This is a genomic window from Nocardioides acrostichi, from assembly GCF_015319165.1.
Lineage (GTDB): Bacteria > Actinomycetota > Actinomycetes > Propionibacteriales > Nocardioidaceae > Nocardioides > Nocardioides acrostichi.
Genome location: NZ_JADIVZ010000005.1, coordinates 120,531 through 142,363 on the forward strand (window position 1 = coordinate 120,531; position 21,833 = coordinate 142,363).

15 protein-coding genes are annotated in these 21,833 nt (G+C 70.7%); 5 read left to right on the forward strand and 10 right to left on the reverse strand.

Translation table 11 applies throughout. From position 1 onward, the window contains the following. Positions 1-27: 27 nt before the first annotated feature. Positions 28-1,335, reverse strand: coding sequence for a hydroxyacid-oxoacid transhydrogenase (locus tag ISG29_RS12130; protein ID WP_194503694.1), 1,308 nt, complete (start codon positions 1,333-1,335; stop codon positions 28-30). A 227-nt stretch (positions 1,336-1,562) separates the two neighbouring features. On the opposite strand from ISG29_RS12130, the gene ISG29_RS12135 reads away from it, so the two are divergent. The 5 genes from ISG29_RS12135 (at position 1,563) to ISG29_RS12155 (ending at position 7,573) form a co-directional block, all read left to right on the forward strand. Next, positions 1,563-1,811 (forward strand): hypothetical protein, encoded by a 249-nt coding sequence (locus ISG29_RS12135; protein WP_194503695.1) that lies wholly within the window; start codon positions 1,563-1,565, stop codon positions 1,809-1,811. 11 nt (positions 1,812-1,822) lie between these two features. Beyond that, positions 1,823-4,021 (forward strand): GspE/PulE/PilB domain-containing protein, encoded by a 2,199-nt coding sequence (locus tag ISG29_RS12140; RefSeq protein ID WP_194503696.1) that lies wholly within the window; start codon positions 1,823-1,825, stop codon positions 4,019-4,021. After that, positions 4,018-5,616, forward strand: a complete 1,599-nt coding sequence (locus tag ISG29_RS12145; RefSeq protein WP_194503697.1) for a hypothetical protein — start codon at positions 4,018-4,020, stop codon at positions 5,614-5,616. The genes ISG29_RS12140 and ISG29_RS12145 overlap by 4 nt, the downstream gene beginning before the upstream one ends. After that, positions 5,613-6,314 (forward strand): hypothetical protein, encoded by a 702-nt coding sequence (locus ISG29_RS12150; protein ID WP_194503698.1) that lies wholly within the window; start codon positions 5,613-5,615, stop codon positions 6,312-6,314. Before ISG29_RS12145 ends, ISG29_RS12150 begins: the two co-directional genes overlap by 4 nt. A gap of 98 nt (positions 6,315-6,412) precedes the next feature. Then, a complete protein-coding gene (locus tag ISG29_RS12155; protein WP_194503699.1) occupies positions 6,413-7,573 on the forward strand; it encodes a type 2 periplasmic-binding domain-containing protein in 1,161 nt (386 codons plus the stop codon). On the opposite strand, the gene ISG29_RS12160 is transcribed toward ISG29_RS12155, so the two are convergent. The 9 genes from ISG29_RS12160 to ISG29_RS12200 all read right to left on the reverse strand — a co-directional run bounded on the left by ISG29_RS12160 (position 7,465) and on the right by ISG29_RS12200 (position 21,828). Next, positions 7,465-8,370: a lysophospholipid acyltransferase family protein gene (locus ISG29_RS12160; RefSeq protein WP_194503700.1), complete on the reverse strand. Its 906-nt coding sequence runs from the start codon at positions 8,368-8,370 to the stop codon at positions 7,465-7,467. The genes ISG29_RS12155 and ISG29_RS12160 overlap by 109 nt on opposite strands. Positions 8,371-8,378: 8 nt before the next feature. Further along, positions 8,379-9,656 carry a geranylgeranyl reductase family protein gene (locus tag ISG29_RS12165; protein WP_194503701.1) on the reverse strand — a complete coding sequence of 426 codons (1,278 nt, stop codon included), beginning with the start codon at positions 9,654-9,656 and terminating at the stop codon, positions 8,379-8,381. A 163-nt stretch (positions 9,657-9,819) separates the two neighbouring features. Further along, complete coding sequence (locus ISG29_RS12170) at positions 9,820-10,125, reverse strand: hypothetical protein (RefSeq protein ID WP_194503702.1); 306 nt, start codon at positions 10,123-10,125, stop codon at positions 9,820-9,822. 95 nt (positions 10,126-10,220) lie between these two features. Next, entirely contained in the window at positions 10,221-10,919 is a 699-nt protein-coding gene (locus tag ISG29_RS12175; protein ID WP_194503703.1) for a DUF4232 domain-containing protein, read from the reverse strand. Positions 10,920-11,091: 172 nt separating this feature from the next. After that, complete coding sequence (locus ISG29_RS12180; RefSeq protein ID WP_194503704.1) at positions 11,092-14,967, reverse strand: DNA-directed RNA polymerase subunit beta'; 3,876 nt, start codon at positions 14,965-14,967, stop codon at positions 11,092-11,094. A gap of 95 nt (positions 14,968-15,062) precedes the next feature. After that, positions 15,063-18,539 carry a DNA-directed RNA polymerase subunit beta gene (gene rpoB / locus ISG29_RS12185; RefSeq protein WP_194503705.1) on the reverse strand — a complete coding sequence of 1,159 codons (3,477 nt, stop codon included), beginning with the start codon at positions 18,537-18,539 and terminating at the stop codon, positions 15,063-15,065. Between the two features lie 306 nt (positions 18,540-18,845). After that, positions 18,846-19,754 carry a J domain-containing protein gene (locus ISG29_RS12190; RefSeq protein ID WP_194503706.1) on the reverse strand — a complete coding sequence of 303 codons (909 nt, stop codon included), beginning with the start codon at positions 19,752-19,754 and terminating at the stop codon, positions 18,846-18,848. Further along, positions 19,751-20,542 carry a hypothetical protein gene (locus tag ISG29_RS12195; protein ID WP_194503707.1) on the reverse strand — a complete coding sequence of 264 codons (792 nt, stop codon included), beginning with the start codon at positions 20,540-20,542 and terminating at the stop codon, positions 19,751-19,753. The genes ISG29_RS12190 and ISG29_RS12195 overlap by 4 nt, the downstream gene beginning before the upstream one ends. Continuing rightward, a complete protein-coding gene (locus ISG29_RS12200) occupies positions 20,539-21,828 on the reverse strand; it encodes an MCE family protein (protein WP_194503708.1) in 1,290 nt (429 codons plus the stop codon). Before ISG29_RS12200 ends, ISG29_RS12195 begins: the two co-directional genes overlap by 4 nt. Positions 21,829-21,833 lie beyond the last annotated feature (5 nt).

The window sequence follows — 21,833 nt, forward strand, 5'->3', positions numbered from 1 at the left end:
CACGATCCGAGACGCTCAGCGGTCGCCTCACCAGTGGTGCATCGAGGCGCCGATGATGCCGGCGAGGTCGTCGGGGGTGACCTCGCGCGGGGCGGTGGCGAGCAGCCGCTGCTGCTTCAGGGCGCCGTCCACCAGATCGGGGACGTCGCCCTCGCCGTAGCCGACCTCGGCCAGACCGCTGGGCAGGCCGACGTCGCGCATGAGCGTCGCGAGCACGCGCGGCAGCACGTCGGGGCCGGCGTCCGAACCCGAAGTCGGTGCCGAGGGGTCCAGCAGCGAGGCGGCCCGCAGGTGCCGCTCGGGGCTGGCCTCGAAGGTGAACCGGAACGCCTCCGGCGCGGTGAGCGAGACCGCCATGCCGTGCGGCACCATCGGGTCGGTCTGCGGGTAGCCGGCCGGCCGGTACTCCCGCACCCGCCCGGCGATCGGATAGGCGTTGGCGTGCGGGATGTGCACGCCCGCATTGCCGAACCCGAGGCCGGCGAAGGTCGCCGCCAGCGCCATCTGCTCGCGCGCGTGCTCGTCACTGCCGTCGGCCACCGCGGTGCGGAACGAGGCGGCCAGCAGCCCCAGCGCCCGCTCGCTCCACAGGTCGGCGATCGGGTTGGCGCCGCAGTACGGCACCCGCTGCTCGGGTGCCTTCGCGGCCATCGAGCCGTACCACTGCGCGGTGTAGCTCTCGAGGGCGTGACTGAGGATGTCGAGACCGGCCGAGGCGGTCACCATCGGCGGCTGCCCCATCGTCAGCCGCGGGTCGACCACCGCCATCGTCGGGCGCAGCGCCGCGTGACTGATGCCGGTCTTCACGTGCAGCGACAGCACGTCGAGCACGCAGATGGTGGTGCTCTCCGAGCCCGTGCCCGTGGTGGTCGGCACCGCCACGAGCGGCAGCAGCGGCTGGGTGGGCGCCTGCGCCTTGCCCACCGGCGCGTTGACGTAGTCCATCAGCTCGCCGGGGTTCGTGGTGAGCAGGTTGACCGCCTTCGCGGTGTCGATCGCCGATCCGCCTCCGACGGCCACGATCGCCTCGAACGGCCCGGCATCGCGGGCCGCGTCGATGGCGGCGATCATCGACTCGTCCGTGGGCTCCACCCGCGCCGTCTCGTGGACGACGACCTCGAGGCCCGCCGTCCGGGCGAGGTCGGCGAGCCGCGCGGGGTGGCCGGTGGCGGCCACCCCCGGATCGGTGACGAGCAGCACCCGCCGGGCGCCGAGAGCTGCCAGATCGTGCCCCAGCTCGTCGGCCGCACCCGGGCCGAACTTCAGCTTCGGAGCGGCGTAGGTGAACACGGTCTCGCGCTCGGTTCGGGTCTCGCCGGGGCTGTGATCGGACATGGCTCGAGTCTCGCACCCCCGCGAAGCAGCCACCACGGCCGAGCACCCGGCCGAGCACCCGGCCCTCCTGCTGACCGCGCCTGACCCGCGCGAAGACGCCGGTACCCCCGCCTGTATCGACCCCTGTTACTCATTCATGGCCCCGCTGTTCCCCGCCTCCGAAGGGCTCCCACCTACGCTGGTGAACTGGCCCGGCTTTCTGCACGGGCTCTGGGGGACAGCACACGATGGCAACACGAGCGCACGCGTGCGCACCTGGCTCGGAGCAGGGCGACGGGGAGACGGTCGAGCGACCGGACTCCTCGGTTCTCCGCGCCCTCTCCTCCGCGCTGCTCACGCTCGCACTCGGCGCGGCCGCTCTGGGCGCGGTACTCCTCGCGCCGCTCGTCCTGGTGCTCGTGGCCGGCCTCGGGCTCGCCGTCCTGCGGGCGCGCCCAGCCCTCACCGGAGCGCGACCCCTCCCCGGGGGCTGGTGAGATCCCGCCCCGTGAGTGCACCGACCGATCCACCCGCGGGCGAGACCGTCTCCCGCTCCCTCGACGCCGAGAGCCGCCTCCCCGTCCTCGCCGAGGGCATCGACTCCGGAGTAGCGCACCTGCTCCCCGAGGGGCTCTGCCGCACGTTCCGGGTGCAGCCCTACGCCCTGCTCCACCGTGAGCCCGACACGCTCGGCGACCCGGAGCAGCACGCGCAGGGGGCGTCCGACACCCAACCCGTCGTCCTGGTGGCGACCGGCGAGCCCGACGACCCCATCGCGCTCCAGGTCGTGCGCGACCGGCTGCGCCGACCGGTGTGGCTCGTGCCGCACGCCCTGCCCGAGCTGATGGCGGCCATCGAACGCGTGCACCCGGCTCGCGCACGGACGCCGGAGACCGCCGAGGCCAGACTGGAGCGCGCCCAGCTGGGCGACATGCTGCTCGCCAGCGGCCTGCTCGACCAGCAGCGGCTCGACGACGCGCTCGCCGTGCAGACCGGGACCGGCGACCCCTTGAGCGAGGTGCTGGTCGCCGAGGGCTTCGTCGAGGAGTCGGTCGTGGTCGCCGCGCTCTCGGAACTGCACCAGATCCAGCGGGTGAGCCTGATCGACAGTCCGCTCGACCACGAGACGGCCGACCGGCTGCCCGAGCCGCTCGCCCGCGAGCACGCGGCGCTACCGGTGGCGGTCGCCGACAGCACCGTGCTGCTGGCTGTGGCCCGGCCCCTGGTGGGTGAGCCACTCGCCGAGATCGAGGCGCACGTCGGTGCCCCCCTGCGTCAGCTCATCGCCGAACGCCGCGAGGTCGACCACCTGATGCAGCGCGCCCACGGCCCCCACCACGTCGAGGTGGCCGAGAGCTTCCTGCGTGAGACCGAGCCCGAGCTCGCCGCCCGGCCACTGCTCACGGCCCCCCAGCGACTGGCTGCCCTGGTACTGATCGCGCTCGTGGTGCTCGCCGGCTGGCAGTGGCCGGCCGACCTGGCGCGGTGGACCGCCGCCACGGTCTCCCTGGTCTACCTGGCCTGTTGCGCACAGCAGCTGGTGCTGGCCCACCGTGGCCTGGCGGGCCGCACCGAGCTGTGTCCCGACGCCCACCTCCCCGGACTCCCCGACTCCCAGCTCCCGCGGTACACGGTGCTGGTGCCCCTGCACGGTGACGACGCGGGCCACGTCGCCACACTTCTGGAGTCGCTCGCCCGGCTCGACTACCCCCGCACCCGGTTGGAGGTGCGCCTGCTGTGTGTCGACGACGACTTCGAGACCCGACGCGCTCTCGACGACGCCGACCTGCCGCCGTACGCCTTCGTCTCGGTCGTGCCGCGCGCCGGCGCCCGCACCCGTGCGCAGCTGTGCACGGTGGGGTTGATGCAGGCACGCGGCACCCACTGCGTCGTGTACAACGTCGACGACCTGCCCGACGACGATCAGCTCCGCGTGGCCGCGCGCTGCTTCGCCGACGCTCCAGCGCACGTGATCGCCCTCCAGGCCAAGCTCAACGTCGCCCTCGACGACGGCCGGGCCGGTCTCGTGCGCGGTTGGGCGTCCAACGAACTGGCCGGCCGATTCGAGTTGCTCGTGGCCGCCGACACGGCCCGCGACGGTCTCGCCGAGCTCGCGGGCAGCTCGCTGCACATCGCCACGGCGCCCCTGCGCGTGGCCGGGGCCTGGGATCCCCATCACGACGCTCCTGCGCTCGACCTCGCCCTCCGGCTCTACCGGCAGGGCTACCGCTCCCGCGTGCTGGACTCCACGACGGTCTCCACGGGTCACGCGACCCTCGGGAGCTGGTTCCGCTGGCTGTGTCGGCAGACCACCGGGGCGCTCGAGACCGTGCTGGTGCACGCCCGGCATCCACGACGGCTGCGGCGCGACGTCGGCACCCGCGGCCTGGCCGCCCTCGGTCTCTGGCTCGCGCCCCACGCCGCACGGCTGGCCAACCCGCTCCTGTGGTGCGTGGTCAGCCTCGCCTCGGCGCATCGCCTGGGACTCCCGGTGACGGCCCCACCGATGCCCTGGACCCTCGTGGCCGTCTCCCTGCTCCTGGTCGGCAACCTGACCGCCACCTGGATCGCCTTGCTCGGCAACCTGCGACGCCGCGAGTTCGGCCTGACCCGTGCCGCGCTCCTCACGCCGCTGTGGTGGGCGCTGTCCAGCCTCGCGGCCTGGTGCGGCGTCGTCCGTCTCGTGCTGCGCCGGGAGGAGCCGTGACGTCCTCGCTCCTCACACCGTCGCCACCCGAGACCCGCCCCGGACGTCGATCGCGCCGTCCGCGCGGATCCCTCACGGTCTTCGCGCTGGCGGTGACCGTCTACACCGCGCTCGGCTGGTACCTCGTCGCGCGGCTGCACGTCGTCGGCTTCGACGTGCTCGACCGCCTCGACCACGCCCTCGACCTGCTCCATGCGGCCTCCGGGGCGACCACCTTCACCCCCGACCTGCCACCGCTGGCGGTGCTCGCCCTCGGCCCGCTCGTCGTCGTGCCGCCCGGCGAGCACTCGCTCCTCGTGGTGCCGGTCGCCTCCGCGGCCTGCGCAGGCGTTCTGCTCGTCGCGCTGCACGCTCTGCTGCGCGGCGCTCGGGTGGGCACCGCCGGCCGGGTCGGCGTGCTGGTCGCCGCCGCGGCCAACCCTCTGCTCGTCCTCGGCGCCTCCACCGGGGCTCGCTCCGTGGTGTGGCTGGCGATGCTGACCCTGGGCGTGGTCGCCCTCGTGGCCTGGCTCACGACCGACCGAGTGGGCTACGTCCCGCTCGCCGGGGTCGCGTTCGCAGCCGCGGTGCTCAGCAGCTACGCCAGCCTCGTCTGGGTGCTCGTCGCCGCGGCGCTCCTCGTCACGACCCTGCGACGCCGGGGTGCCCCGTCCCTCGAGCTCGAGGGCACGCTGGTCGCGTTCGTCGCTCCGACCGTGCTCGGGCTCGCCCTGGTCACGCTGCTCTCGGCGCTCCACGGCTCCGCGCCGTGGAGCTGGGCCGTCGAGACGTCGGACGCGGGCGCCTCCGTGGCCGTCTCGCTGGTCGACCTGCCCGCCCGGACCCTCGGCCTCCTCATCGGCGGGGCACCGTTGGCCCTGGTGGTGCTGCCGGCGCTCCTGGTGGTCGCCGCGGTGCGCCGCGACCTCGTCTCCGGCTGGCTCGCCGCCCTGCTGCTCACCGCCGTCGTGCTCCCGGCCGGCTCGGCGGGCGTGGGTGCCGAGACGACGCCGTTCGCGCTGAGCCAGGCGCTGCCGAGTCTCGTGCTGGCGCTCGTGGGCGCCGTCTGGCTGGTGGGCCGCAGCGAGCGTCGCCGCACTCTCACGCTCACCCTGCTCGTCGTGGTACTCATCGCGAGCGTGCCCTGGACGCTGCGCCAGATGGCGATCTACCCCCACCAGGGTCTCGAGGCGCGCTTCGCCGACGCCGTCACCACCGGTCGCGACCAGCAGAACACCCTCACATCGTCTGGCCTCGTCGTCGGTGTCGCCGACGAGCAGGCGATGGCCGGCTACATCCGCAGCCACGTGCACACCGGCAGGAGCATCGTCACCGACGGCCGACGCACCTTTGCGGTGGAGCTCTTCACCGGGCGTCCGGATCTCTTCGTGCCCGTCGACGCGCGCACCGACGCGATCGACGCCGCGAGCTACGTCCTGCTCAGCCATCGGATGGGCCCGGACGAGGCCTCGGCACGTTTCCCGGACGCCACATCCGGGAAAGATGCGGCCTGGTCCGTGGTTTTCGCTACCGCTCGGTACACACTGGTGCGGGTACCGGCCACCGGGTGGCCGGATCTCATGGGGGACAGTAGGACCGAAGGGGGCAGGTCATGACGCATCGATCGAATCGTGCGCAATCACGGTCGGCGGGTTCCATCGACCCCGCACCGGGGCTGGGCGAGATCCTCGCCAACAGCACCGGAGGTCGACTCGGGAGGGTCGACTTCTCGCAGCCACTACGCCACGACGACCTCTACGTCTCGCGCGTGGGGTCCGCCGAGCCGGCGATCGGCGACGACGGCGAGCGTCGCGAGACGATCCGCCGGATCATGCGCGAGCTCCAGGAGGCGACCGCCGAGCCCCCCGTCCACGCGGAGCCCGACGAGACCCCACGTCTCAGCGTGGTCGACCCGACCCCGGCCGTCGCCGGGCAGTTCCTCGACGCGATCGAGACCGCCGAGCCCGAGGTCGAGCGCACCCTGAGCCCCGACGAGGTGGCGCGCGGCCTGGTCGCCCTCATGCATCGGGTCTACGACGCGACGGAACGGCACCTGGAGTCCCTCGAGACCGAGGCGGCTCGGCGCACGGAGATGCTGACCGCCCAGGCCGAGCTCGACGCCGAGCTCATCCGGCTGCACGCCCGCCGGGAGGCACACACACTGCTCACGGCCGCCCGCGTACGCACCGGGCGCAGCCGCACTGGTGCCGACACCGGCGCCCGCAGGCTCGACGACCTCGCCACCGTGCTCGCCTCGTTCGCCGACGACGTCGAGACCATGCGCGCCGAACGGCTTCCCGAACCCCCTCGATGAGGTTCGGCACCACCGCACTCGGGTTCGGCGCACCGGTACTCCTGCTCGCCCTCGGCGGGTGTTCGGCTCTGGTTCCCTCCTCACAGGTCCGTGTCGTCGTGCCCCAGCAGGCCCCGACCGGGCAGGTGCGGGTCGTCACGGAGGGCACCGTGCTGCCGACGACGTCGACCGACCCGCTCGGCGAAGCCTCGAAGGTCGGCCCCGGTGCAGGCTTCGCGGCGCTGTGCTCGGGGCGGGCCGATGTGGTTCTCTCCGAGAAGACCATCGGCCGCAGCGCGCAGGAGCGTTGCTCCGCGGCCGGGCTGGGCGTCGTGCAGCTGAGGGTGGCCGCGGCACCGGCGGTCGTCGTCGACGCCGCCGACGGGTCGACCGGATGCCTCACCGTCGCGCGGCTGGTCCGGCTGGCCGGCCGGACCGGCGCCGAGGGGGCGGCACTGGCCACCACCCCCGTCGCCCGGCAGATCCTGACCGGCGCCGTGCTCGACGGCGATCCACCCGCGGCCGCGGACACCCAGCTCGTCGCCCCAGACCACGTGGGCGGCTTCGTCTGGTCGGCCCAGCGGCGTGAGCGCCTCTCCGCGCAGGTGACCCGTCGCGCCGCCGTCCGCGACCGCCTCCTCGCCCGACGGGACCGGCAGATCGCGGAACGCGACCGGGCCACCACCGAACTCGCACTGGCCCGCCGGACCCTCGCGGCCAGCCGTCGCGACGGAACCGACCCGGGCGCCGTGAGCAGAAACCGCAACTGGGTCGCCGTGGCCTCCGCACAGGCACGGGGGGCGGTCTCCCGGGTGGCCCTCACGCAATCGGAGCTCAGCGTCGTGGAGCGACGCTGGCGCCGCGCCCGGCAGGCCCAGCAGACGGCCACGAGCAGCGAACCGCTCCTGCTCGACTGGTCGAGCCACCAGGCCGTGGACTGGATGCCGACCCAGGCCGTCTCCGCGGGCCCGGGGCTGCCCTGCGTGCAGCCCACCCCGGCGGCCGTGGGCGAGGCCAGGTATCCCCTCGCACTGCCCGCCCTGGTCACCACCACGACCTACGCGCTCCAGCGCGCAGAGGTCTCCGGAGCGCTCACCGGATATCTCGACCGCGTCCCGACCTTGGCGGCGTCCGCCGGGCTCGTGCCGAGCGCTCCGGGCCGACTCGCCGGCTACCGGGCCGCGGTGTCGGGTGAGGCCTCGCCCGTGCTGGTCGGCGGTGCGCCCGCGCGCCGCGCCGTTCCGGAGTCCTCGACGAGCCCGGGCGCACCCGCCGGCTGAGGCTGCGGTCCCCAGGTCGGCCGCACCGCCGTGCGGGGCACCACGTCGAGCGGGACCGCCTGCTCGCGGGTCGGTGCGGTACCACCCAGGTGGGCCGGGTACCAGCGGGCGCGCTCCCCCGGTCGCGGTCGGTGCTCGGGCAGCTCCTGGAGCCCCTCCAGCATCTGCGTCACGCGGTGACCGAGGACCGTCGTGACGGACCCGAGGTCGGCGTCAGCCGCCACCGGGATCGCCTCCCCGAACCGGACGTCGACCAACCTGCCGCGCGAGAGCTGCGGCCGGGTCTGGGCTTCGTCGACCGAGCGACGCATCGGCCAGAGCCGCTGGGAGCCCCACACCGCCACCGGCACCACCGGTATCCCGGTCTCGCGGGCCAGGGCCGCGACTCCGGGCATCAGCGAGCGCACGGTGTAGGAATGCGAGATGCCGGCCTCGGGGAAGGCGCACACCGCCTCGCCCTCGCCCAGGAGCCGACGGGCTGCGAGGTAGGCACCGGCGGGAGCGGCCCGGTCGACCGGCACGTGGCGCATGCCGTCGAGCGCCCGGCCGACCACGGGCTGATGCCACATGTCGTAGCGGCAGAGGAAGCGCACGTAGCGCCCCCGACGCAGAGCGGCCTCGCCGACGAACACGAAGTCCGGGAACGACACGTGGTTGGACGCCAGCAACACCGGACCGCTCGCCGGGAGCCGCTCCAGCCCCTCGGCACGGACGGTCAGGTCCAGACCGCGCAACAGCACCCGGCCCAGGCCGATCGTGGCGCGATACCACCCCTCACCGCGACGGTGCCGACGCATCGCAGCGGTCAGGAGAAGGGGGGTCGGTGGTCGACGGCCAGCGAACGGCGTCCTGCCCACCGCCACACGCGGGCGGCCCGGTCGCGGTCGTCGTCGGTGACCAGGTTGCCCATCCAGCGCAACGCCAGGGTCATCAGCAGGTCCGAGCGCATGCCTGCGGGTCCGAAGCGAGGCAGCACCCACGGCACCGTGACCAGGCCGGCCAGTCGTCGGGCGATCGAGAACGCCTCGCCGTAGTGCTCGCCCAACAGGGCCGGCCAGGCCGTCGAGAGACCCGCGGCGTCGGCCGGCAGGTCGGCGAGGAGGTCCGCGACGAAGCGCCCGGTCTCGAGACCGTAGTCGATGCCTTCGCCGTTGAGCGGGTTCACGCACCCGGCGGCGTCGCCGATGAGCGCCCAGTTGGCCCCCGCCACGTGCGACACGGCGCCGCCCATCGGGAGCAGGGCCGAGGTGGGCGCGCGCAGGTCGCCGGTGAGGTCGAAGTCGGCCCGCCGCTGCTCGGCGTAGAAGGCCATGAGCGGTTTGATCGCGATGTCTGCCGGGCGCTTGGCTGTGGCGAGTGTGCCGACGCCGAGGTTCACCTCTCCCGTGCCCAGCGGGAAGATCCAGCCGTAGCCCGAGAGGATGGCGCCGTCCTCACCGCGCAGTTCCAGGTGCGAGCTGATCCACGGGTCGTCGCTCACGCCCGACGCGACATAGCTGCGGCCGGCTACGCCGTACACGGTGTCGCGGTGCCAGGCGCGACCCAGCAGCTTGCCCAGTGGCGAGCGGACGCCGTCGGCGACGACGAGTCGACGGCAGGCCACCTCGAACCGCTCGGCACCTGACCGAACGCCCTGCCCCCGGCGCTCGAAGACCACGGCGGCGACGCGGGCGCCGTCCCACCGGACGTCGACGGCGCGGGCGTCTTCGAGCCCGGTCGCACCGGACTTCAACGCCACGGTGCGCAGGTGGTCGTCGAGCTCGGTGCGGGCCACGGCGCTGCCCCAGGCGGGGAGGTTGCCGCCGGGCCAGGGCAGCAGCAGCGTCTGGCCGAAACCGTGGGCGCGCAGGCCCTGGTTGACCGTGTGAGCGCGCAGCCAGTCCTCGAGCCCGAGCGCTTGGAGCTCGTGCACCGCCCGAGGCGTGAGCCCGTCACCGCACGTCTTGTCGCGCGGGAACGTGGCCGCATCGGCCAGCACCACCTCGGCCCCGGACCGGGCGAGCCATGCGGCGGCAGCGGACCCCGCAGGGCCAGCGCCCACCACGAGCACATCGGTACTCACGTCGGGCTGCTCGTTGCTCACCGACCCATTCTGTCAGCCACGCCCCACCACCCCCGACCTGCCACGAGTTTTCAGGTGACCCGCCACGAGTTTTCAAGTGACCTGCCACGAGTTTCCGAGCGGACGAAACTGGTGGCAGGTCAGGGGAAAACTGGCGACGGGTCAGGGGAAAACTGGCGACGGGTCAGTCGTCGGAGCCGTCCTGGGTGGGATCCTCGGACTCCGGGGAGGCGTACTGGGCATCGCCCTCGTCGTAGCCCTCGGAGTCGGTGAACATGCCCTGTTCGGGGTCGAAGGTGCGCTGGGTGTTGTCGATCTCCACGTTGTCGGGCCGGTTCTCCGGGTCCAGGCGCTCCTCGCGCTCCTTCTCGACCTCGGCGACCTCGTCGTCCGACATCTCGTGCAGGGAGCCGTCGGCGTGCTCCTCCTCCTGCTGCTCCGTGTCTTCGACGGCCTGGTCGGTGCCCTCGTCGGCGGCCTGGTCGGGCATGGGTTCCCCCTCGGTGGTGCGCCGCCGGCGCCTCCGGCGGACACGCTCCACGACACATCCTCGCCGTGGTGGTCGTCACACCCTCACGGGCAGGTTCACCGCACCTTCGCGAAGGCCTGGTGGCTGATCAGCTCGATGTCGGAGTTCAGGCAACCGGTGGTCGGGTGCTTGACGAACTGGGACTTCGTCGAGTTAGGCACGTAGATCCGGAACCCGTCGACGTCGACGGGGTCGCACTTCTTCTTCGGGTAGTTCTGCGCGACGACCTCGTCCACCTCACTGGTAGCCGCCTGCCCGGGGTCGAGCACGAATGCGCCGTCGCTGTCGCCGTCTCGGGTCGCGGGCGCCCCGACCTGCGTGCCGTCGCCCTTGCCGACGTAGGAGAGTCCCCCGAAGCCGCCGGTCGTGCAGGCGTGGTCGCTGGTGTTCTCGATCCGGATGGCGCCGTAGCGATGACCGGCACCGGCATCCCCCGCGGCGTAGGACGCCGTGAGGTCGGCGTTCTCGCACTCCGGCACGGCCGCGTCGTTCGACGAGGCCGAACCCGACCCCGAGTCCGAGTCCGCAGACTCGGAGGACGCGCCGCTCTTGGAGGGTGACGGCGAGGCACTCGACGAATCCGCTCCCGCCGGCGTCGTGGCTGGGGAGACCGGTGGCGTGGCCGGGGCCGTATCTGCCGCCCTGCCCTGGCTGGAGTCGGGGCTGGTGACCTGGGCGATCACGACGGCCGTCGCGCCGAGCGCGACGATGGCGGCGATCACCGTGAGGATCGTGGTGAGGCGGGAGTTCGACATGGTCAGACTCGTCCTTTCCATCATGGGCCTGGTGGGTTCCTACCCCCGTGAGACGGCCACCCCCCGACGATTGTTGCGCGCAGCAACCTGAAGAGTCGCCAAGAGACCCGGACGCGACGACGCCCGCCCACGCGTGAGGCGTGAGCGGGCGTCGAGCGACCGGAGGACGTCGTCAGTTCTGGTAGGAACCGAAGTCGAACTCGTCGAGGGCGACGGCCTGGTTGGCACCGCCGAACTCGTAGTCGTAGGAGTCGTAACCGGTGACGGAGTACGCCGCGGCGCGCGCCTCCTCGGTGGGCTCCACCCGGATGCTGCGGTACCGCTCGAGGCCGGTACCCGCCGGGATCAGCTTGCCGATGATCACGTTCTCCTTCAGACCCCGCAGCGAGTCGCTGCGGCCGTTGATCGCGGCGTCGGTGAGCACCCGGGTGGTCTCCTGGAAGGAGGCTGCCGAGAGCCACGACTCCGTGGCCAGCGAGGCCTTGGTGATGCCCATGAGCACCGGGCGACCCGAGGCGGGGGTGCCGCTCTCGGAGACCACGCGGCGGTTCTCCTCCTCGAAGAGCACGCGGTCGACCAGGTCGGAGGGCAGCAGCACGGTGTCGCCCGACTCGATCACCGTGACCCGGCGCAGCATCTGCCGCACGATGATCTCGATGTGCTTGTCGTGGATCGACACGCCCTGGCTGCGGTACACCTGCTGGACCTCGTCGACCAGGTGCTCCTGGGCGCGCCGCACACCGAGGATGCGCAGCACGTCCTGCGGGTCGGGGGTACCGACCGTGAGCATCTGGCCCACCGAGACGTGGTCGCCGTCGGCCACCAGCAGGCGCACCCGCTTGGAGACCGGGTACTCCTGCACCTCCGAGCCGTCGTCGGGGGTGACGAGGAGCTTGCGCGCCTTGTCGGTCTCCTCGATCTCGACCCGGCCGGCTGCCTCGGTGATGGGCGCGCGGCCCTTCGGGGAACGGGCCTCGAAGAGCTCGACCACGCGGGGCAGACCCTGCGTGATGTCGTCGGCCGAGGCCACACCACCGGTGTGGAAGGTACGCATCGTCAGCTGGGTACCGGGCTCGCCGATCGACTGGGCGGCGATGATGCCGACCGCCTCGCCGATGTCGACGAGCTTGCCGGTGGCCAGCGAGCGGCCGTAGCACTTGGCGCAGGTGCCGGTGCGGGCGTCGCAGGTGAGCACGGAGCGCACCTTGACCTCCTCGACACCCGCGGCCACGAGCTCGCCGATCTTGACGTCGCCGAGGTCGTCGCCGGCGGCGGCGAGCACCTCGCCGGTCTCCGGGTGCACGACGTCGGTCGCCGCCGAGCGGGCGTAGGCCGAGGTCTCGACGTTCTCGGCGTGCACGAGGCTGCCGTCCTCGCGCCTCTCGCCGATCTTCTTCGGCAGACCGCGCTCGGTGCCGCAGTCGTCCTCGCGGATGATGACGTCCTGGCTGACGTCGACCAGACGGCGGGTCAGGTAACCCGAGTCGGCGGTACGCAGCGCGGTGTCGGCCAGACCCTTGCGGGCACCGTGCGTGGAGATGAAGTACTCCAGCACCGAGAGACCCTCGCGGAAGTTGGCCTTGATCGGCCGCGGGATGATCTCGCCCTTCGGGTTGGCCACGAGGCCACGCATGGCGCCGACCTGACGGATCTGGTTCCAGTTACCCGAGGCACCGGAGTGCACCATCATGTAGATCGGGTTGGCCGGATCGAAGGCGGTCTCCATCGCGTCACCGACGCGGCGGGAGGCCTCGGTCCAGATCTCCACGAGCTCCTGACGGCGCTCGTCGTCGGTCATCAGGCCCCGCTCGAAGTCCTTCTGGACCTTCGCGGCCTGCTTCTCGAACGACTCCAGCACGGCCGGCTTGTCGGCCGGCGTGGTGACGTCGTCGATGGAGACCGTGACGCCCGAGAGCGTGGCCCAGTAGAAGCCGGCGTCCTTGAGCGCGTCGAGCGACGCGGCCACGACGACCTTCTGGTACCGCTCGGCGAGGTCGTTGACGATCGAGCCGAGACGCTTCTTGCCGACCTCCTCGTTCACGAACGGGTAGTCGGCCGGCAGCGTGTCGTTGAACAGCACGCGACCCAGCGTGGTCTCGAGCGTGATCGCCCGCGACTCCTCGTCGTCCGCGTCGAGGTCGAGCCCGAGCGGCGGCACGATGTCGTCGAGGCGGACCTTGACGCGGCTCTGGAGCGACACCTCACCGCGGTCGAAGGCCATGATGGCCTCGGACGGCGAGGAGAAGACCCGACCCTCGCCCTTCTCACCGGCGCGGTCGCTGGTGAGCCAGAACAGACCGATGATCATGTCCTGGCTGGGCATGGTCACGGGCCGACCGTCGGACGGCTTGAGGATGTTGTTGGTCGAGAGCATCAGGATGCGCGCCTCGGCCTGGGCCTCCGCGGAGAGCGGCAGGTGCACGGCCATCTGGTCACCGTCGAAGTCGGCGTTGAACGCGCCGCAGACGAGCGGGTGGATCTGGATGGCCTTGCCCTCGATCAGCTGCGGCTCGAAGGCCTGGATGCCGAGACGGTGCAGCGTGGGTGCCCGGTTGAGCAGCACCGGGTGCTCGGTGATGACCTCCTCGAGCACGTCCCACACCACGGGGCGGGCGCGCTCGACCATGCGCTTGGCGGACTTGATGTTCTGCGCGTGGCTGAGGTCGACGAGCCGCTTCATGACGAACGGCTTGAACAGCTCCAGCGCCATCTGCTTGGGCAGACCGCACTGGTGCAGCTTCAGCTGCGGGCCGGACACGATGACCGAACGGCCCGAGTAGTCGACGCGCTTGCCGAGCAGGTTCTGGCGGAACCGACCCTGCTTGCCCTTGAGCATGTCGGAGAGCGACTTCAGCGGCCGGTTGCCCGGGCCGGTGACGGGGCGACCGCGGCGGCCGTTGTCGAACAGCGAGTCGACGGCCTCCTGGAGCATCCGCTTCTCGTTGTTGACGATGATCTCGGGCGCGCCGAGGTCGAGCAGTCGCTTGAGACGGTTGTTGCGGTTGATGACCCGGCGGTAGAGGTCGTTGAGGTCGGAGGTCGCGAACCGGCCACCGTCGAGCTGCACCATCGGGCGCAGGTCCGGCGGGATGACCGGGACGGCGTCGAGCACCATGCCGATGGGCTGGTTGCCGGTCTTGCGGAACGCGTCGACGACCTTGAGCCGCTTGAGCGCGCGGACCTTCTTCTGACCCTTGCCGGTGGCGATGATCTCGCGCAGGTTCTCGACCTCGGCAGCGATGTCGAAGCTCTGCAGGCGCTTCTGGATCGCCGCGGCGCCCATGTGCCCCTCGAAGTACTTGCCGAACCAGCTCTTCATCTCGCGGTAGAGCAGCTCGTCGCCCATGAGGTCTTGCACCTTGAGGCTCTTGAAGGTGTCCCAGACCTCCTCGAGGCGGTCGAGCTCGCGCTGCGCGCGGTCGCGCATCTGCTTCATCTCGCGCTCGGCGCCGTCCTTGACCTTGCGCTTCTGGTCCGACTTGGCACCCTCGGCCTCGAGGGCCGCGAGATCCTCCTCGAGCTTCTTGGCCCGGTCGTCGAGGCCGCCGTCACGGCGCTTCTCGAGACGCTCCCGCTCGAGGCCGACCTTGTTCTCCAGCGAGGAGAGGTCGCGGTGACGGGCGTCCTCGTCGACGGCGGTGATCATGTAGGCCGCGAAGTAGATGACCTTCTCAAGATCCTTCGGGGCCAGGTCGAGCAGGTAGCCGAGGCGGCTGGGCACGCCCTTGAAGTACCAGATGTGCGTGACGGGCGCGGCGAGCTCGATGTGGCCCATGCGCTCACGACGCACCTTGGAGCGGGTCACCTCGACGCCGCAGCGCTCGCAGATGATGCCCTTGAAGCGCACGCGCTTGTACTTGCCGCAGTAGCACTCCCAGTCCCGGGTGGGACCGAAGATCTTCTCGCAGAAGAGGCCGTCACGCTCGGGCTTGAGCGTGCGGTAGTTGATGGTCTCGGGCTTCTTGACCTCGCCGTGGCTCCACTGGCGGATGTCCTCAGCAGTGGCCAGGCCGATCTGGAGCTGGTCGAAGAAGTTCACGTCGAGCACGATGGCTGCAACCCTTCGGTAGTTCTAAACAGTGTGTGTAAAGGGGGGCGGAGACGGCGCCCGGCGCCGTCACGAGGACGGCACCGGGCGACCGCCTACACCTCTTCGACCGAGCTGGGCTCGCGGCGGGACAGGTCGATGCCGAGCTCCTCGGCGGCGCGGAAGACGTCCTCCTCCGCGTCACGGAGCTCGATGCGGCTGCCGTCGGAGGAGAGCACCTCGACGTTCAGGCACAGCGACTGCATCTCCTTGACGAGCACCTTGAACGACTCCGGGATGCCGGAGTCGGGGATGTTCTCGCCCTTGACGATGGCCTCGTACACCTTGACGCGACCGGGCACGTCGTCGGACTTGATCGTGAGCAGCTCCTGGAGGGCGTAGGCAGCGCCGTAGGCCTCCATCGCCCAGACCTCCATCTCACCGAACCGCTGGCCACCGAACTGGGCCTTACCGCCCAGCGGCTGCTGCGTGATCATCGAGTACGGGCCCGTGCTGCGCGCGTGGATCTTGTCGTCGACGAGGTGGTGCAGCTTCAGGATGTACATGTAGCCCACCGAGACCGGGTCCGGGAAGGGCTCTCCGGAGCGACCGTCGAAGAGCCGGGCCTTGCCGGTCTCGTCGATGAGCCGGTCGCCGTCGCGGTTGGGGATGGTGGCCCCCAGCAGCCCGGTGAGCTCGTCCTCGCGAGCGCCGTCGAAGACCGGCGTCGCCACGCGGGAGTCGGGCTCGGCCTTGTCGGCGTGGATCGCGATGAGCCGCTTCTTCCACTCCGCGTCGTCGGCGTCACCGGAGAGGTTGAGATCCCAGCCCTGCTTGGCCAGCCAGCCCAGGTGCAGCTCGAGGATCTGCCCGATGTTCATGCGTCGCGGCACGCCCAGCGGGTTGAGGATCACATCGCACGGGGTGCCGTCCTCCATGAACGGCATGTCCTCGATGGGGAGGATCTTCGCGATGACGCCCTTGTTGCCGTGCCGACCGGCGAGCTTGTCGCCCACGGAGATCTTGCGCTTCTGCGCCACGTAGACGCGCACCAGCTGGTTCACGCCCGGCGGCAGCTCGTCGCCCTCCTCACGATCGAAGACGCGGACGCCGATGACCGTGCCGGACTCGCCGTGCGGCACCTTCATCGAGGTGTCGCGCACCTCGCGGGCCTTCTCACCGAAGATCGCGCGCAGCAGCCGCTCCTCCGGCGTCAGCTCGGTCTCGCCCTTGGGCGTGACCTTGCCGACGAGGATGTCGCCGTTGGTGACCTCGGCGCCGATGCGGATGATGCCGCGCTCGTCGAGGTCGGCCAGGCCCTCCTCGGAGACGTTCGGGATGTCCCGGGTGATCTCCTCGGGGCCGAGCTTGGTGTCGCGGGCGTCGACCTCGTGCTCCTCGATGTGGATCGAGGTGAGGACGTCCTCCTGCACGAGGCGCTGGCTGAGGATGACGGCGTCCTCGTAGTTGTGGCCCTGCCACGGCATGAACGCCACGAGCAGGTTGGTGCCCAGCGCGATCTCGGCGTCGTCGGTGCACGGACCGTCGGCGATCGGCGAGCCCACCTCGACCCGAGCACCCTCGCTGACCAGCGGACGCTGGTTGATGCAGGTGCCCTGGTTGGACCGGCGGAACTTCGCCAGCTTGTAGGAGGTGTAGGTGCCGTCGTCGTTCATGGTCTCGACGTAGTCGGCCGAGACCTCCTTGACGACGCCGGCAGCGGTGGCCGTGACGACGTCGCCGGCGTCGACGGCGGCGCGGTACTCCATCCCGGTGCCGACCAGGGGCGAGTCGCTCTTGATGAGCGGCACGGCCTGGCGCTGCATGTTGGCGCCCATGAGCGCGCGGTTGGCGTCGTCGTGCTCGAGGAACGGGATGAGCGCCGTCGCGACCGACACCATCTGGCGCGGCGAGACGTCCATGTAGTCGATCTCCTCGGCGAGGAGCTCGGAGACCTCGCCGTCGCGCTGGCGCACCAGCACGCGCTCGGAGACGAACTTGCCGTTCGCGTCGAGCACCGCGTTGGCCTGAGCGATGACGTAGCGGTCCTCGTCGTCGGCGGTGATGTAGTCGACCTGGTCGGTGACCACACCGTCGACGACCTTGCGGTAGGGCGTCTCGATGAAGCCGAACGGGTTGATCCGGCCGTAGGAGGCCAGCGACCCGATCAGACCGATGTTCGGACCCTCGGGGGTCTCGATGGGGCACATGCGGCCGTAGTGCGACGGGTGGACGTCGCGGACCTCCATGCCCGCTCGGTCACGGGAGAGACCACCGGGGCCGAGCGCGTTGAGCCGGCGCTTGTGCGTCAGCCCGGCGATCGGGTTGGTCTGGTCCATGAACTGCGAGAGCTGGGAGGTGCCGAAGAACTCCTTCAGCGCCGCCACCACGGGCCGGATGTTGATCAGCGACTGCGGCGTGATGGCCTCGACGTCTTGGGTGGTCATGCGCTCGCGGACCACGCGCTCCATGCGAGCCAGGCCGGTGCGCAGCTGGTTCTGGATCAGCTCGCCCACCGTGCGGATGCGCCGGTTGCCGAAGTGATCGATGTCGTCGGCCTCGACCCCGAGGGCACCCTGGGGCGCCTCGATCTCGGTGCGACCGTCGTGCAGCGCCACGATGTACTTGATCGCCGCGACGATGTCGTCGACGGTGAGCGTCTGCTGGTCGAACGCCTCGGTCAGGCCCAGCTTCTTGTTGATCTTGAAGCGACCGACCTTCGCGAGGTCGTAGCGCTTGGGGTTGAAGTAGTAGTTGTTGAGCAGGGTCTGGGCGGCCTCCTCCGTGGGCGGCTCGCCCGGACGCAGCTTGCGGTAGATGTCGAGCAGTGCGTCCTTCTGGGTCTCGGTGTGGTCCTTCTCCAGAGTCAGCATCACCGACTCGTACTCACCGAACTCCTCGCGGATCTGCTCGTTGGTCCAGCCCAGCGCCTTGAGCAGCACGGTGACGTTCTGCTTGCGCTTGCGGTCGAGGCGGACGCCGACGAGGTCGCGCTTGTCGACCTCGAACTCCAGCCACGCGCCACGGCTCGGGATGAGCTTGGCGGTGTAGATGTCCTTGTCGGAGGTCTTGTCGGCGGTGCGCTCGAAGTACACGCCCGGGCTGCGGACCAGCTGGGACACGACGACACGCTCGGTGCCGTTGATGACGAAGGTGCCCTTGTCGGTCATGAGCGGGAAGTCGCCCATGAAGACGGTCTGGCCCTTGATCTCACCGGTGTCGTTGTTGGTGAACTCGGCCGAGACGTAGAGCGGCGCCGAGAAGGTGAAGTCCTTCTCCTTGCACTCCTCGACGGTGTACTTGGGGTCGTAGAAGACCGGGTTCTCGAACGAGAGCGACATCGTCTCGGAGAAGTCCTCGATGGGAGAGATCTCCTCGAAGATCTCCTGGAGGCCCGACTTCTCGGAGACGTCGTCGCCGGCCTCGCGACGGCGGTCGACCTCGGCGTTCCACGCCTCGTTGCCGACCAACCAGTCGAAGCTGGTGGTCTGGAGCGAGAGGAGCTGCGGGACTTCGAGGGGTTCGGCGATCTTCGCGAACGAGAGGCGGCGGTGGCCGGAGGTGTTGAGCGCGGTGGTGGCAGGAGCAGCCAAGAGTAATCCTTCGGATCATGTCAGCTCGAGAAACGCCGACCCACCACTGGACGGTCGCCAGACTGACCGAAAAGCATTTGAGGGCAGGCGCAAGGCGCCACGATACCTGAACACCAGCGCGCAAGACAAGGCCGCGACGCCACTGCGGCCGAGGAACCGGCCAGGAGTCTGCGTCGATGATGAACCCCGGACTCGGCCAGGTCAAGCACTTCGCTCCGAACGGTGCGCCGAGCCTCTCCGGGCCGGGTCAGAGGCCGGGTCAGAGGCCGGGTCAGAGGCCGGTCAGAGGCCGGGTCAGAGGCCGGGTCAGGATGCCGGGCTGGTCGTCAGATCGTCGACGAGCCACTCGCCGTCCTGCCGGACCATGCGCAGCGTCACCTGGTCCTTGTAGACGTCGGGCGTGGTGACCTGCTTGTTCGTGCGCGACCGGTTGATGAACAGCAGCACGTCGACGCGGTCGTCGCCGGTGCGCACGATGCCGGAGTCGACGACCTCCACCGGTCCCACCACGGTCTTGGTGTCGGGAGCGTTCTCCTCGATCACCGCGAACAGTTGGTCGTACTTCTTCGCGAACGACGACGTCATGTACGTGTGCGCGGCGGCGGCGTCCTCGTCGAGGTGCCGGTAGTCGTAGCTGGTGACCGGGCCGACGGCGCGCTCGGCGGCGGCCAGCGCGGGCTGGGCGGAGGCCTCCGGGTCGCCGTGCCAGAGCACGAAGCCCGCGGGCACCAGGCTGAGCACGAGGAGGAAGGCCACGACCATGACCGCCCAGGCCGGGACGACGGGCAGCCCGGCCCCGCGCCCCTGCTTTGCCTCGGCGGTGCTCGCGCTCGCGATCGCGGGCGCCGGCGCGGTACGCCGCGACTGCCCGGCGGCCTTCGACTCGTCGGTCGCCTCGCCGGTGGCCTCGCCGGTGGCCTCGCCGGTGGTCTCGCCGGCGGTCTCCGCCGGCGTGTCGGTCGGCGCCGTCACCGGCGCCGCGGTCGGCGCGAGGTCGTCACGCTCCTGCTCGGCCAGGATGGCGTCGTGGTCGGCGCGCCGTCGGGGGTCGAGCAGCACCTCCGCCGCCTGGTTGAGCAACCGGAAGCGTCGGTCCGAGGGATCCAGATCGGCGATGCCCGAGCGCCAGGCGGCCCGGATCTGCTCGTCGCTCGCGGACCCTTCGACGTCGAGCACGTCGTACCAGCTGGGCGTGGGCGTCTCCGCCGTGCTCACGAGGTGCCTCCCTGGCTGCCGGCACTGCCGCCCGAGCCGGACCCGCTCGTGGAGCCGTCGCCGGGCGTGAGCGGCACGGTGCTGTCGTCGGTGCCGCTGGTGACGGGTGCGTAGTCGTCGACCTTCCACTCGCCGTCGACGAGCACGACGCTCACGCTGACGCGGAACTGCACCGGCGCGGTCTGCACCCGGCCGTCGTCGCTGCTTGCCGAGGGGTCGGTGGTCGGGCTGGCGGAGGGGCTTGCCGACGGGCTGGCGGAGGCGCTGGCGGACGGACTGGCACTGGCGCCGCCGGACTTCTTCGACGACGAGGCCGCGCTCGGGTCCGGGTAGGAGTCGGTGAACGTGCCGGCGACCAGCACGGTCGCGGAGTCGGAGTCCATGGCGGAGACCCCGGTGGAGTACACCTCGGCCGAGCGCGACTGACCCGACTGCGCCACCAACTGCTCGGCCACTCCGACGGTGTCGTTGAAGCTCACCTCGAACTTCGAGGTGATGATGTCGGTGACCCGCTTGCGGTACTCCGGCATCTGACCCGAACTGTCGAGCATCGACGGACCGTAGCTGAGCATCCGCAGCATGAACTGCGAGCCGATGTCACGCACCTCGTCGCGCTCGCTCTGCTCCGGGTCGCTGCCGGTGAGCGCCGAGGTGAACCGGGTCCACGACGACGTACCCGGGGTCGAGGTACGCGAGGCCACCGCGGCCGTCGTGACGACCACGGAGGCCACCAGGAGCATCAGCAGCACTCCGAGCAGGATCCAGCGGAAGAGGGGGTTGACCCTCACTGGGGTGGGGTCAACGGCTGGAGGTACAGCCACTTCCAGGTCTCCTTCCCGAGCGTGGGCGGCGCCACGCTATCGGGCGAATCCAAACCGTCGGGAGCCGTGTCACCCCAGGTCAGCTTGCCGGTGCTGGGGTCGTAGGACGCCACGACCGGGGAGTCCCCGTAGGACGCGGCGGGCCGGGGCAGGTTCTGCGGACCACGCGCGTTGCTCTCGGTGATCGGCTCGGTACAGCCGGCCTTGGTGTTCATCGGCCGGTTGCCGCCGTTCTGAGGAGGCCGGGTGTCGGTGCTGCCATAGCCCTGGTGACACACCGCCTGGGTGGTCAAGATGAGCCCGAAGTGCGCGTCGTAGAGGCCCGTGTCGGGCGACTTCGACACCACGGTGAAGCCACCTTCGACCACGTAGGGGTAGATGACCAGGAGCTGACGGATGCCGGGGATGTTCTTGACGATGACCTGTCCGGTCGTGACCAGGTTGTTGATGAGGTCGCCCAACTCGACGCCGTTGTCGTCGATCAGCTTCTTCAGTGCGGCCGCCGCGGGCGCACCGTTGTCGATGAGACGACGCAGGTCGGGGTCGGCGTCGGCGAGCGTGGTGCTGAAGAGGTCGAGCTGCCGGGCGAAGGTGCGGATGGCGCTCTCGGAGGCGATCTGACCCTTGAGCACCGTGTTGCCGTCGCGGATCAGCGCCCGGGTGGTCTCGAAGTTGGCGTTGGCGGTGTCGAGGAAGCTGGAGCCGCTGTCGAGGATCGTCTGGAGATCCCGGCCGCTGTCGTCGAACGCCTCGCCGAGCTCGGTGATGGTCGTCTTCAACGACTTCTTGTTGACCGAGCCGACCGTGGTGACGAGGTCGCTGAGGATCTTCTCGGTCGGGATCGGCGTGCGGGTGTCGGGCGCGGCGATCTCGGAGCCCGCCTTTAGGTAAGGCCCGTCATCGGTCTGCGGCTGGAGGTCGACGTACTGCTCACCGACCGCCGACTTGTTGCCCACGACCGCCAGCGTGTTGGCCGGGATGGTGTCGTAGTCGTCCTTGATGTCCATCACGACATCGACACCGGAGTCGGTCAGTACGAGCTTGTCGACCCGGCCGACGTTGACACCGCGGTAGGTGACCTCTCCCCCGGCGAAGATGCCGCCGCCTGAGTTGTCGAAGTGCGCGGTGACCCGGTAGCCGCTGCCGAAGATCAGCGAGGGGATCTGGGCATAGCGGATGCCGACGAAGGTCACGCCCACCACGGTGATGAGGGCGAAGACCAACAGCTGGATCTTGACGCGACGCGTGATCACTGGGT

What these genes read in the sequence shown, in the direction of transcription:
- ISG29_RS12130 (WP_194503694.1), bottom strand. Translation starts at nt 1,335, where the DNA reads ATGTCCGATCACAGCCCCGGCGAGACCCGAACCGAGCGCGAGACCGTG.
- ISG29_RS12175 (WP_194503703.1), bottom strand. Translation starts at nt 10,919, where the DNA reads ATGTCGAACTCCCGCCTCACCACGATCCTCACGGTGATCGCCGCCATC.
- ISG29_RS12170 (WP_194503702.1), bottom strand. Translation starts at nt 10,125, where the DNA reads ATGCCCGACCAGGCCGCCGACGAGGGCACCGACCAGGCCGTCGAAGAC.
- ISG29_RS12160 (WP_194503700.1), bottom strand. Translation starts at nt 8,370, where the DNA reads ATGCGTCGGCACCGTCGCGGTGAGGGGTGGTATCGCGCCACGATCGGC.
- ISG29_RS12150 (WP_194503698.1), top strand. Translation starts at nt 5,613, where the DNA reads ATGACGCATCGATCGAATCGTGCGCAATCACGGTCGGCGGGTTCCATC.
- ISG29_RS12135 (WP_194503695.1), top strand. Translation starts at nt 1,563, where the DNA reads ATGGCAACACGAGCGCACGCGTGCGCACCTGGCTCGGAGCAGGGCGAC.